Source organism: Candidatus Berkiella aquae (assembly GCF_001431295.2).
In the GTDB taxonomy this organism is placed as follows: domain Bacteria; phylum Pseudomonadota; class Gammaproteobacteria; order Berkiellales; family Berkiellaceae; genus Berkiella; species Berkiella aquae.
This window is the reverse complement of record NZ_LKAJ02000001.1, coordinates 3,264,928-3,277,486: the sequence shown is the minus strand read 5'-3', so window position 1 is coordinate 3,277,486 and position 12,559 is coordinate 3,264,928. Positions and strand designations below refer to the sequence as shown.

Sequence of the window (12,559 nt, the reverse complement as noted above, 5' to 3'; positions counted from 1 at the left end):
ATATTATATTATAGGTCGATATAGAAGAATTTTTCCTATTCTAAAACATTTCCAGCGGATCCACATCTAAAGACCATCTCACCCGTTTTGCTAATTTTGATTTTTCTAAGATAGATGTTGAATAACTTAAAACCTGATGGAGCGGTTTACGTTCTTTGGCCTGGATCAGCAGCTGATAACGATAATGACCTTGGCGCCGATGCATGGGAGCGGGTACGGGGCCCAAAATTTGGACGCCTTCTATCTTTAAGTGAACAAGAGATTGCTGTATTTGCGCTAATAATTGTTCTGGTAATTGCGGCGTCATGGCGTGTGCTCGAATTAAGGCAAGATGCGCAAAAGGGGGTAATTGGCAGTGCGAGCGTTCAGTTAATAAAGATTGTGCTAATTCTGGGTAGTTTTGACTACGGATTTGCTTTAAAAGTGGGTGATCGGGAAAGCAGGTTTGGATGACGACTTCGCCTGCTTGATGAACACGACCTGCGCGGCCTGCCACCTGAATCAGTAATTGTGCCATGCGTTCGACCGCACGAAAATCAACACTAAAGAGCCCGCCATCGGCATCTACAATCGCAACCAGGGATAGATGGGGGAAGTGATGGCCTTTAGCCAACATCTGTGTCCCAATCAGTAAAGGAACTTCTTTATGATGTGCTTTATGAAGTAATTCTTCTAGGCTGCCTTTTTTGCGCGTTGCATCACTATCGATTCTCGCTATGGCGATCTCTGGAAAACGTTTTGTTAAGACCGCTTCTAATTGTTCAGTACCTTGGCCGACCGGATGCAGATCTTCACTTTGGCAGTCGGGGCATTGTTGATTGACCGATGATTGATAGGTGCAATGATGGCAAATGAGCGCTGCCTTGCGTTGATGATAGGTAAGGCGTGCATCGCATCTTGGACACTGCGCCATCCAGTTGCAGCTGTAGCACAGGTAAGTGGGAGCAAAACCACGACGATTAATAAAGAGGAGCACTTGTCCTTCATTCTTGAGATGCTGCTCAATACGCTGAATTAATTGTGCCGATAATCCACCCTCTAATTTTTTATGACGGACATCCAAATGCGTCATGGTGGGTAATTGCACTTTGGTTGCACGAAGTGGCAAAGTGAGATGTTGATATTTACCACTTTGTGCATTATATAGCGTTTCAAAAGCTGGTGTTGCCGATCCTAATACAACGGGACACGATAATAATTTTGCGCGCAAAACGGCCATGTCGCGGGCAGAATAACGAAACCCTTCTTGTTGTTTGAAAGAAGAATCGTGCTCTTCATCCACCACGATTAAACCTAACTGGGTGAATGGTAAGAAAATACTGGATCGGGTGCCTATGACAATAACAGCATGCCCCTCTTTTACTTTAAGCCAAGCAATGAAACGTTCTTTGGGTGTCATGCGTGAATGATAGCAAATGACAGCTTGGCCAAATCTTTCAATAAAACGTTGTTGCGTTTGAGGTGTGAGTGAAATTTCGGGTACAAGAATTAATATTTGCTGGTTCTTTTGACTTGCAATTTGAGCAGCACGTAAATAGATTTCTGTTTTGCCGCTTCCTGTCACACCTTCGAGTAAAAAGGGCTGAAAGCTATGTTGGGCATCATGAATGGCTTGCAGGGCAAATTGTTGCTGTTCATTTAAAGCAATGTCAGACGCTTGTGTTGAGATTGCAATGTCATCAGGTAAAGAAGGGCAAGGTTTTCCTTCTCGCAATAAACTGGGGGTGCCACTAAAAGCCACCTCGCCCAGTGGATGATGGTAATAAGCGGCGGTTTTCTCAATAAAAGTACATAAAGATTCTGGGAATAATGGGGCAGGATCACAAACTTGACGAATCGCTTTTAATTGATCGTGAGAGAAGGCAGATTTTTCGGAATGGCCAAAAATGATCCCCACTAAGGTTTGCCGTCCAAAAGGAACCAATACTCGCGTACCACGTGCTAAAAGCGGGGTTTCATTTTCAGGCGGCAGATAATCAAACAAACGGCGAAGGGGTACATTCAATGCAACTTGATAGATGATTGTACCTGCTTTCATGAGTTAAATTTCCAACATTAGATCTACAGTAGATTATCGCCTATACGAGGCCGCTTTCCCATCTTTTGTTGAGGTTTGCGTTGTTCGGATTGTCGTTCTCTTTTTTTCAAAGGATATCGGATTGCCACGGGTGGGGGGGGCGCAGTAGGAGGGAGAAGGAGGGGGCCTGCCTTTGGGCACAAGGAGCGTTCTAATTCTTTAAGGCGCTGTCCAAGCTTGTGAAGTTGACGGCTATGTTTTTTATTTTGCTTGTCATTGATTTCAATTTGACCATCCAATTTAGCACGTAGTTCCAGCTCTTTAAATTTACTATAACCAGCATAAGCTGAAATACCCATCATAATAAAAAAGATCACAGTTGTATTAAATAGAAACTCAGGCAACAAGGCATTCAGCATCGGTGCTGCTGCAAGTATCGTCATCGCTGAGAGCACAATGGGTGTGATTTGCACGGATAATTGCAAGGTCGAAGTTGCGGTTGAAATAGCAAAGGATGTTTGGACTAAATTATCGAGTTTAGGTTGCAATTGTTTCCAGCGATTGTGAAGGAAATTAGTTGCAAACTGTAAAAAGGTTGAGATATTTCGTTGAACAAAAAGCCATTCAGTTTGCAAATTATGATAAGCAAACTCAATCATCTGATCTAAACGTTCTTGTTGAATTTTTCCCTGTATTTCAAAAAATTTCTGCAAATCTTGAGGGATATCGTGCATGAGAATATGTTGCACGGTATCCCATTGGCGAGCGAGCCGCTTCTTTACAATTGCTAAATCTTCTATTCGCTTGCTCACCATCTCCCAAAACTTATCCATTTTTTTGTTAGGGTTATTTGACTTTGTTGGGTTTGTTAAATGCCGCTTGTAGCGCAAGTCCTAAAGAACCTGTTTGTTCAACCGGCTTGGATTTGTGCTGGGTTTTAACTTTCGTGTTATGAGCAGGTTTTGCTTGAGTGCTACTGGGTTTATCTTCCATGCGCATTGTTAAACTAATACGTTGGCGTGGTTTATCAACTTCAAGTACTTTGACTTTAACAATTTGACCTGCTTTAACCACATCGCGCGGATCTTTGATAAATTCATTTGATAACGCTGAAATGTGCACTAAACCATCTTGATGGACACCGATATCAACAAATGCACCAAAATTGGCAACGTTGGTAATAATGCCTTCTAAAATCATCCCTGGTTTTAAATCATCTAAGGTTTCAACGCCTTCTTGGAACTGTGCGGTGCGAAAGCTTGCTCTGGGATCACGTCCTGGCTTTTCTAATTCTTTGAGAATATCGACAATCGTTGGCAGGCCGATTTGATCGTTAACAAATTCCTTAGGATTCACAGAGTGTAAGAAACTAGCGTTGCCAATAATATCTTTTAACTCACGTCCTGATTTATTCAGAATGCTCTGAACGATGGGATAAGATTCAGGATGTACGGCTGATGCATCCAATGGGTTATCACCATCCATAATGCGTAGGAAGCCTGCTGCTTGCTCGAAAGCTTTATCGCCAAGGCGAGGGACTTCTTTTAATTGGCTTCGATTTTTAAACGAGCCTTTTTGATCACGAAATTGAATAATGTTGCTAGCAATTTGCTGATTGAGCCCAGCAACGTGTGTCAACAAGGGTAATGAGGCGGTATTTAAATCAACGCCGACAGCATTCACCGCATCTTCAACCACGGTATCCAGTGTTCGTGCTAATTTGGTTTGATTGACATCATGTTGGTATTGTCCAACGCCAATCGCTTTAGGTTCAATTTTAACTAGCTCAGCTAAAGGATCTTGGATACGTCTTGCAATTGACACAGCACCACGTAACGAAACGTCTAAATCCGGAAATTCTTTAGCCGCTAATTCAGAAGCTGAGTAAACAGAAGCGCCCGCTTCAGAAGTAACCACCTTGGTTATTTTTTGATCAGGGAATAATTTGCAATAATCTTCAACCAGTTTTTCTGTTTCTCTTGATGCGGTTCCATTACCAATACTAACCAATTTGATTTGGTGTTCTGAAATCAATTTATGTAAGACCGCCAAAGATTGTTTCCACTCTTGGCGAGGAACATGAGGATAAATGGTTTCGGTTGCTAATAACTTACCATTGGCATCAACAACCGCAACTTTAACGCCAGTACGAATGCCTGGATCTAAACCTAACGTTGCTTGTGCGCCCGCAGGAGGAGCCATGAGCAGATCGTGTAAGTTGTGTTTAAAAACACCGATAGCTTCTTCTTCTGCTTTCTCTCGTAATGCAGTTAATAATTCTGTTTCTAAATGTGTTTGAATTTTGACACGCCAGGTGAATCTAACCACTTCTTGTAACCAAGCATCTGCAGCACGACCTTTCGCAGCGATTTGGAATTGATTCGCAACCATTTGTTGGGGTGCACAGATAGCTTGTGGATTTTCGATTTCTTCGGGTAGTATCAATGCAAGTTGAAGAAAGCCTTCTCGTTTTCCACGAAACATTGCTAGAGCACGATGTGAGGGTACTTTTTTCCACACTTCGCTGTGAGCGAAATAATCCAGGAATTTTTGTGCTTGCGTTTCTTTGCCTTCAATCACTTTACTTTGCAGTAACGCATGTTCTTCAATATAAGCCCGACATTTGCCGAGTAAGTCTGCATCATCAGCAAAACGTTCCATGAGAATATACCGAGCGCCTTCTAAAGCTTCTTTGGTATCTTTTACCCCTTTTTCCGCGTCAACATAGCTTAATGCGGTTTGTTCGGGCGATAAGCTAGGATCGTTAAACAGCCCATCAGCAAGTCCTTCAAGACCGGCTTCAATCGCAATTTGACCTTTGGTTCGGCGCTTGGGTTTATAAGGACGATAAAGATCTTCTAGACGAACTTTACTGTCGGCTTCTAGAATTTGTGCTTGTAGTTCGGGAGTCAGTTTATTCTGTTCGGTAATACTTTTTAAAATGGTTTCACGCCGTTCTTCTAATTCTCGTAAATAGAGCAAGCGTTCTTGCAAGTTACGTAATTGAGTATCATCCAAACCTTGGGTCACTTCCTTTCGATATCTTGCGATAAACGGGACGGTCGCGCCTTCATCTAAGAGTTGGATTGCTGCCTTTGTTTGTTCTGGGGCAACTGCTAATTCCACTGCAATGCGTTTTGCAATATCTTGCATTCTATATAATTCCTGATAACGGCTCATTTCGAACGCAAGAGTATACTACGCATGGTAAAAAAGGGTAGACCATGCGCGTACCTGCTTGGCAATGACCGCTGTGAGGCTTGATAAATCGGCGGGGTCAATGGTTAAGGATGGCGTGGTATAAACCACATCTTGTATGGGACGACACCAAATACCCTCATTGACGCATTGTTGCTTGAACCAAGACATTTCGGTTGATGTTAATGCGCGCTCTAATTGAATAACACCAATGGCACCCAATGTTCGTACATCTTTGACGCCTGGTATGTCGGCCAAGGGGGCAAATGCCTGTGAGAGAGCGGCATTAATCGTTGCCACTTGGGCTAATCGTGGTTCGCTTTCAAACAAATCTAAGGAGGCATTCGCGGCGGCACACCCTAAGGCATTGCCCATAAAAGTCGTGCCATGCATTAAGGCTTTATGAGAGTCATCTGATAAAAAGCCATCAAAAATGTGTTGACTTGCCACCGTCACAGCAAGTGGCAATGTGCCACCAGTCAGCGCTTTTGATAAACAAATAATATCAGGAACGATATTCGCTTGATCAATCGCAAATAAGGAACCGGTGCGACCAAATCCTGTGAAAATTTCATCGGCAATCACCAGCACATCATGTTGTTTACAAAGCGTTGCAATCGCATGCAAGGTTTCCGGGTGATGCATTTTCATGCCACCAGCACCTTGCACGAGCGGTTCGATTAATAAAGCAGCACATTCATGGGCATGTTTTTTCAGCCAATTTGCAAAGTTGTCTAATAAGGCGTCGGTGGTCGGTAAGGGTTGAAAGTGTTGGGTTGGTAGAACACGATGAAATAACCGATGCATCCCTTCATTGGGATCACACACTGACATCGTGAAGAAAGTATCACCATGATAACCATGTTCAAAATAGATAAAACGATGTTTTTGCTCTTGATGTTGATTCATCCAAAATTGCAGTGCCATTTTCATAGCAATTTCTACGGCAACTGAGCCTGATTCACTAAAGAAAACGGCATCCAATGTACCAGGTAATATTGCTGCTAAACGCTTTGCTAAGCGTGTCGCTTGTGGATGAATTAATCCTCCCATCATCACATGCGGCATAATAGCGGCTTGTTTTTGAATGGCGTTGATAATGTGTGGATGGTTGTAACCATGACAGGCTGTCCACCAGGAAGCAACGCCATCGATTAATTCTTTGCCATCAGCAAGGACCAGTCGTGATCCATGACTTGCTACCACTTCAAAAGGGGGCAATGTGGTTTGCATTTGCGCATAAGGGAGCCATACGGTAGCATTTGTCATATTTTTATCCATCCAAAGAAAAGCGCAAGAAGTATATGGCAGGCATCTTTATCGCTGCAACTGGTACAGAAATTGGTAAGACCTTTATCACCGCGCAGCTTTTACAATATGGTCAGCATCGAAGGCAGCCTTTTTGGGTAAGTAAGCCAGTTATTTCAGGTTGGCCACAAACAGCAGAAGCAATACCAGAAACAGACACAGCTATTTTATTAAAAGCGGCTGCTTTGCCGTTAGATGACGCGCATATACAAGCAATCTCACCGTGGCGTTTTACATTACCTTTGACACCAGATATGGCAGCAAAGGCCGAAGGCAGTCCCATTGATATTGATGAGCTGATTGCATTTTGCCAACATCGAAGCGAACTTGCTAAAGCGCAAGGTAAAATCCATCTGATTGAAGGGGTAGGAGGCTTAATGTCACCTATCAATGGACGTTTTACTAATTTAGAGTGGATTAAAGCTTTAAATAGCCGTTGTATTCTCGTCACCGGTTCTTATCTCGGGGCTTTAAGCCATACACTCACCGCTTTGCAGGTTTTATGGATGCAAAAAATAGAAGTGATTGCCGTTGTCGTTAATGCTTCATTTCAAAGTCGTGTTTCTTTGCAAGCAACGAGCGATTATCTAAAAGAGTATGTTGTGGATATTCCTGTCATCACCATTCCATGGCAACAAAATGCAGCATATGCCCATAATCTTCCCTTACTTTATGATGTTTTGTTGCAAGAAGCCGCAAACTAAAAATAAGTGGGACAAATCATTTTTTTTGGCTTAAAATGGGCCACTTTTGGTAACAATAGATATCTTATATGAATAACTTATATCGAAATTGTCCAAAAACCCGCGATTTTTTAACTATTTTGTTAAGTCTTTTCTTGATGGGCTGGTTTACGAGCGCGTATAGCCAAGGTTGTGGTTGTGCTAAGGCTGCGCTTTATTATCGCTTACAGCCTGCGATTGCAAATGATCTCAACGATGAGAAAACAGGCATTACTGATGTCGCATTGAATCAAGCAGCGCAATCAGTTTGGCAAGAAGTCATCGTGAATGGCTACGCAACTCGTGTTGGAAAAACCGATAAAGAAGTCCGCACTTTGTTTGCACCGATTCAATACCATATTGAAAGCCATATTGTTGAAGGCATGACGACTGCCGATCCCAAAGCGGTAATGCCGTTATGGGTTATCCATGCACCACAAATTGCAACGCCTTTAGTGACAGAGGGACGTTTAAATAATCAACTTGTTTCTGATGATGTTGCTAACGATAAAGATAAAACACGGCTGAATACTGCATTATTGCGTGCAAAAACGGTGCGCGATTATCTTGCCAAAGGGGGTATCTTGTTAGTGGTATATCAAGACACGCCTTCGAATGATGGTGGTCGAACCAAAGAACAAAAACGTATTTTTGATAAGCTTAAAAAACGTTATGCCTCACAAATCATTGATTTTCCTGTTGCGCAATTCCCGCAAGCCTTAACGGGGGCTACCTATTTGGTACCGCAAAAAAATGGTGTTTTCGAAATGACGAATCGTGGTGCACAAATTCAGCAAGATGGAAAAGAAATAACATGGGGACTGTGGTTACAAGAGCGTGAGCACCCCAAACCTGCAGTTAAAGAGCAGATCCACACATTATTTCAATTTTTGGAACAAGCTGGGTTGCAAGAAAAAATTGCAAGCCATGCTAAGCAACATGGAAGAGCACCTGAGACGTTTTTTGCATTGGGTAAACATTATCAATCCTGATGTCAATGTTTTATTTAACGTTTAACTAAAAAGGTGAACTTATGTTTAATTTTAGCTGGATGGCCCAGGCTACAACGAGTAAGCATCCCAGGCTTTATGGTTTGCTGCCCAATTTCAGTACGATGCTTGCATTGCTTGTCGCTTCGGCTGCGATTGCCGGTGGCTTGTGGGTATGGTCTTTTGGTTTAGCTTTCACTGCTGCCTTTTTACCGCTTTTTGCTAAAACGGTGGCAGCGGTTGTTGGGATGACTGCGCTCAATTTTTGGTTCAGCCGTGAAATAAACACGTTTATGTTCTCAACGCGAGAAGTCCGTGAAAATTTCAAATTTGATGAACATAATCCAACCGATCTGCGCAAACTAGTCAATCAAGTACGTTGTGAAGTGAACGCACATTTTAAAAAGGTTTATGGCGATAAGCATCAAGATATTCCGATGCCACGTTTGCTTACTTTCACCGATCATCACTTTAAGATGGTGACTGTTGAAGGGCGTAATCCAGGTAAAGCCGCGATTTTATTCTCCTCTGGTGCGTTAAATTCACATGATACTAATTTGAATCAACGTCACATGGCGGCGTTAGTGGCAATGCAATTAGTCAAAATTTACCATCGACGTAGTTTAGGCGGTACCCTGGTGGGTATGGGCCTTGATTTGGTTAATACCTTAGAAAATGCGCGTAGTGGTAATTTATTTTATCGTGTTATCGGCTTTTTAATTTGGCCATTACAGTTTTTCTTACTCCTGCAACGCGCTATCAAACGTTCTTATGAATACGATGCGGCTTTAACGGTTGTGGATATGGGACGCGGCATGGACTTGATTGATGCCATTGACTTTAAAGTCTGCCCCGTATTGTTTGAAAAGCCCACCTATCGCCGTCTTGCTGAAGATCAAGCGAGTAAAAAGCGCTCTGAATATAATGGCCCCTTTGCTTCTTGGGTGCGTTGGTTTACCAATTGGATAGATAAGCAAGAATACGCAGGCGATGATAAAACAGGCTGGAGAATTCTGAGTGCTATCGACGCAATTGTTCGAGAATTAGGATTTTTCATTAATGAATTGTTTGATCCCAATCCTCGCAGCACCAATTTAAAAACCCCAATGCGTCAAGCGATCCCTGGGTATGAGCAAGCCTCTAACCAAGCGGATTTGGATAGATTGTACGCGCGAGACAGAGAAATTAATCGTGATTTATACAAAGAAATTGCGAAAAAGGATCGTTATGAAGTCATTGGTCCTGATGGTAGCGGTGTGGTGAAATCTGCTCATGCACATGAGCATTCTCATAAACTAAAAGAGAAAATCACACGTTTAGAAAAAGCGATTGCACAATTATCAAAAGGACGAGTTGCTAGCAAACCGACTAAAGGTGGTGCACCGATTACGACCCAACATGCACGTGGTAAGGCTTCGACCAAAGTGCAACCGCATCAAGTGGCTGATTCAGCAAAGCGCGCGGCAAAACCCACCAGTAAACGTCATCACTAACATCCAGACAGGGAGCCTCTCTTAGCAGGGGCTCTTTCTTCCCCAAAGCATCCTCCTATGTTAATTTCTTGAGAACATGTGATTTTAATTAGCTCAAGGAGAGCGTCGATGATTTTTGCCCCTTATGGAACATGGGATTCGCCCATTAGTGCACAGATGGCTTCTAGTGCGATTGTTGCTTTCCAAGATGTGGTTATCGATGGTAACGATATTTATTGGTCAGAAATGCGTCCGAATGAAGGTGGGCGTTGTGTCATTGTGAAGCAATCCTCTTCGATTGCCCAAGATATTCTACCGAAAGAATTTAATGCTAGAACACGAGTACACGAATATGGAGGCGCTGCCTTTACGGTTGATAAAGGGATTATTTACTTCATTCATTTTGCCGATCAACGTTTATATCGCATGGCACCTGGGACAAAGCCACAACCGATAACGCAAACGGGAATTCGTTTTGCTGATCTGAAAGTAACCCCATTCGGTATTGTTGCTATCGCAGAGTCACACCTAGCGCAGACCCATGAGCCTGAAAATTTCTTAGCGTTGATTGATCCTGAAACGGGTCACATTCAACCTTTAGCAAAAGGTTATGATTTTTATTCCTCGCCAGCCTTAAGTAAAGATTTTAAACAAATCGCATGGATCTGCTGGAATCATCCCAATATGCCATGGGATAACACAGAGCTTTGGATCGCTGATTTTACGCAACAAGGCTTACAAAATCAGCAAAGAATTGATGAAAAAGAACCCGAACAAGCTTTTTTTCAACCACAATGGGGCCCTCATAATGAATTAGTGGTGGTCAGTGATAAAAATAATTGGTGGAATTTATATCAAGTCAAAGATAAACAATTAGAACTTTTATTTCAGGTAGATAGTGAGATAGGGCGACCTTTGTGGAATTTTGGTGCTTCAACCTGGGGATTCTATCGGGATGGCTTGTTATGCACTTATGCTGATCAAGGGAAAGGTCGTCTTTTCTTTGTCAAAAATAATAAGCCTGTGGCATTAGATTTGCCCTTTAACAATTTCTCACAATTACGTATCCAAAATGAAACCGTTGCTTTTATTGGTGGGCATCCACAAAAACCAACGGCGATGGTCGCATTGCTCGATTTAAAGACCCCCAGAATATTGCGCGAGAACTCACCCTTTGTTATCGATGAAGGTTATCTGAGTGCGCCATTACATATTACTTATGAAAGCACGAATAATCGTGTATCGCATGCCTATTTTTATGCGCCGCATAATCAAAATTTTGCCGCAAAAGAAGCATTACCTCCATTGATTGTCAAAAGTCATGGTGGTCCTACCGCTAATTGTGGTGCAGATTTTAATTTAGATATTCAATATTGGACAAGCCGTGGATTTGCGGTTGTTGATGTGAATTATGCAGGTAGTACAGGCTATGGTCGTACTTACCGCAAAAGCCTGGAGCAAAATTGGGGAATTTATGATGTGCAAGATTGTGAAAAGGCTGCACATTATTTAGTCTCACAAGGATTGGTGAATGCAAATCAATTGGCCATTACTGGAGGGAGTGCAGGTGGTTATACCACGCTTGCTGCTTTAGCTTTTACCAAATCATTTCAGGCGGGTGCCAGTCTTTATGGTGTGAGTGATTGCGAAGCTTTGGCAAAAGATACCCATAAATTTGAAGCCAGATATCTTGATCGCTTGATTGGACCTTATCCACAAATGAGAGAAACTTATTTAGAGCGTTCACCTTTATATCATGTTGATAAACTCTCTTCGCCAGTGATTTTTTTCCAAGGAGATGAAGATAAGGTGGTGCCTGTTGATCAAGCAGAGAAAATGTATTTTGCTTTGCAGGAAAAAGGAATTATGACAGAGCTTTATATTTTTAAAGGTGAACAGCACGGGTTTCGCAAAGCAGAGAATCGGATTACAGTACTAGAGAAAATGCGAGAATTTTTTCTAAAAGCTTGGAAATAGGACTGTTTGAAAATGACCGAGTTAGCCACATGGACTGATTATGCCTATCAGCTTGCAAAGCAAGCTGGTGAAAAGATTCTGACTTATTACCAAGATAGCGAATCAATTACCGCAGACTATAAAGCCGATCAATCGCCGATTACGGTAGCAGATCAAGCAGCACATGAGATTATTGCCAATGGGTTAGCAGAGTATGTCTTAGATCATCAAGGGGCTGCTCCCTTATTATCAGAGGAAGGTCGGCAAATCCCTTTTTTGGAGCGCCAACAATGGTCTCGCTATTGGTGTGTTGATCCATTAGATGGCACTAAAGAATTTCTCGCACGTAATGACGAATTTACCGTTAATATTGCACTGATTGTGAATCATCAACCTGTACTAGGTGTTGTTTATGTACCAGCACAAAGAGCTGGTTACTTAGCTTGGCGTGGGGGTGGGGCTTATGCTTGTGATCAACAAGGACAGCAAAAGCGTATTGTTTCCAAGATCCCGCCCGCGCAACCATTACGGGTATTGGTTAGTCGACATCATGGTCTTGACTATTTGCAGCCTTGGCTTGTACGTCTTGGCCCTACTGAACTTATCTCTCAAGGTAGTGCTCTCAAGTTTTGCACTATTGCCAGCGGCCAGGCAGATCTCTTGTTACGCCTTAGCCCGACTTCAGAATGGGATAATGCTGCAGGGCAATGCATTTTAGAAGAAGCTGGTGGAGAAGTCTTTTCATTCGAAGGGTTACCATTGACGTATAACCGAGCTGGGACCTTAGAGCAGCCACATTTTATTGCGGTTGGCGATAAAGATTCAGATTGGAAACGCTTTTTCCCCTCATCTTTTAGGTAGCACTGACTAAATTAATCTCTGGTTAAACCTGTGGAT

At 42.6% G+C, this 12,559-nt stretch carries 9 protein-coding genes; 5 read left to right on the top strand and 4 right to left on the bottom strand.

What is annotated here, in order from left to right; translation table 11 throughout:
- Positions 1–40 precede the first annotated feature (40 nt).
- From HT99x_RS14460 to HT99x_RS14445, 4 genes are read right to left on the bottom strand one after another with little or no spacing between them, the layout of a single operon-like run.
- The gene (locus tag HT99x_RS14460; protein WP_075065222.1) at positions 41–2,038 is read right to left on the bottom strand and encodes a primosomal protein N'; all 1,998 of its coding nucleotides are present in this window, start codon (positions 2,036–2,038) and stop codon (positions 41–43) included.
- Between the two features lie 23 nt (positions 2,039–2,061).
- Positions 2,062–2,850, bottom strand: coding sequence for a hypothetical protein (locus HT99x_RS14455; RefSeq protein ID WP_139016558.1), 789 nt, complete (start codon positions 2,848–2,850; stop codon positions 2,062–2,064).
- Positions 2,851–2,863: 13 nt separating this feature from the next.
- Positions 2,864–5,170 (bottom strand): Tex family protein, encoded by a 2,307-nt coding sequence (locus tag HT99x_RS14450; protein ID WP_075065224.1) that lies wholly within the window; start codon positions 5,168–5,170, stop codon positions 2,864–2,866.
- 45 nt (positions 5,171–5,215) lie between these two features.
- Complete coding sequence (locus tag HT99x_RS14445) at positions 5,216–6,484, bottom strand: adenosylmethionine--8-amino-7-oxononanoate transaminase (protein ID WP_200957088.1); 1,269 nt, start codon at positions 6,482–6,484, stop codon at positions 5,216–5,218.
- Between the two features lie 35 nt (positions 6,485–6,519).
- On the opposite strand from HT99x_RS14445, the gene bioD reads away from it, so the two are divergent.
- The 5 genes from bioD to cysQ all read left to right on the top strand — a co-directional run bounded on the left by bioD (position 6,520) and on the right by cysQ (position 12,523).
- Positions 6,520–7,227 carry a dethiobiotin synthase gene (gene bioD, locus HT99x_RS14440; RefSeq protein WP_075065226.1) on the top strand — a complete coding sequence of 236 codons (708 nt, stop codon included), beginning with the start codon at positions 6,520–6,522 and terminating at the stop codon, positions 7,225–7,227.
- Positions 7,228–7,295: 68 nt separating this feature from the next.
- Positions 7,296–8,237 carry a hypothetical protein gene (locus HT99x_RS14435; protein ID WP_075065227.1) on the top strand — a complete coding sequence of 314 codons (942 nt, stop codon included), beginning with the start codon at positions 7,296–7,298 and terminating at the stop codon, positions 8,235–8,237.
- Between the two features lie 41 nt (positions 8,238–8,278).
- Complete coding sequence (locus HT99x_RS14430; RefSeq protein ID WP_075065228.1) at positions 8,279–9,727, top strand: M48 family metallopeptidase; 1,449 nt, start codon at positions 8,279–8,281, stop codon at positions 9,725–9,727.
- Between the two features lie 108 nt (positions 9,728–9,835).
- The gene (locus HT99x_RS14425) at positions 9,836–11,683 is read left to right on the top strand and encodes a prolyl oligopeptidase family serine peptidase (protein ID WP_075065229.1); all 1,848 of its coding nucleotides are present in this window, start codon (positions 9,836–9,838) and stop codon (positions 11,681–11,683) included.
- A 12-nt stretch (positions 11,684–11,695) separates the two neighbouring features.
- Positions 11,696–12,523: a 3'(2'),5'-bisphosphate nucleotidase CysQ gene (cysQ, locus tag HT99x_RS14420; RefSeq protein ID WP_075065230.1), complete on the top strand. Its 828-nt coding sequence runs from the start codon at positions 11,696–11,698 to the stop codon at positions 12,521–12,523.
- Positions 12,524–12,559: the final 36 nt, after the last annotated feature.

Coding starts and splice junctions, on each gene's coding strand:
- HT99x_RS14460 (WP_075065222.1), bottom strand. CDS start 2,038: ATGAAAGCAGGTACAATCATCTATCAAGTTGCATTGAATGTACCCCTT.
- HT99x_RS14455 (WP_139016558.1), bottom strand. CDS start 2,850: ATGGATAAGTTTTGGGAGATGGTGAGCAAGCGAATAGAAGATTTAGCA.
- HT99x_RS14450 (WP_075065224.1), bottom strand. CDS start 5,170: ATGCAAGATATTGCAAAACGCATTGCAGTGGAATTAGCAGTTGCCCCA.
- HT99x_RS14445 (WP_200957088.1), bottom strand. CDS start 6,484: ATGACAAATGCTACCGTATGGCTCCCTTATGCGCAAATGCAAACCACA.
- bioD (WP_075065226.1), top strand. CDS start 6,520: ATGGCAGGCATCTTTATCGCTGCAACTGGTACAGAAATTGGTAAGACC.
- HT99x_RS14435 (WP_075065227.1), top strand. CDS start 7,296: ATGAATAACTTATATCGAAATTGTCCAAAAACCCGCGATTTTTTAACT.
- HT99x_RS14430 (WP_075065228.1), top strand. CDS start 8,279: ATGTTTAATTTTAGCTGGATGGCCCAGGCTACAACGAGTAAGCATCCC.
- HT99x_RS14425 (WP_075065229.1), top strand. CDS start 9,836: ATGATTTTTGCCCCTTATGGAACATGGGATTCGCCCATTAGTGCACAG.
- cysQ (WP_075065230.1), top strand. CDS start 11,696: ATGACCGAGTTAGCCACATGGACTGATTATGCCTATCAGCTTGCAAAG.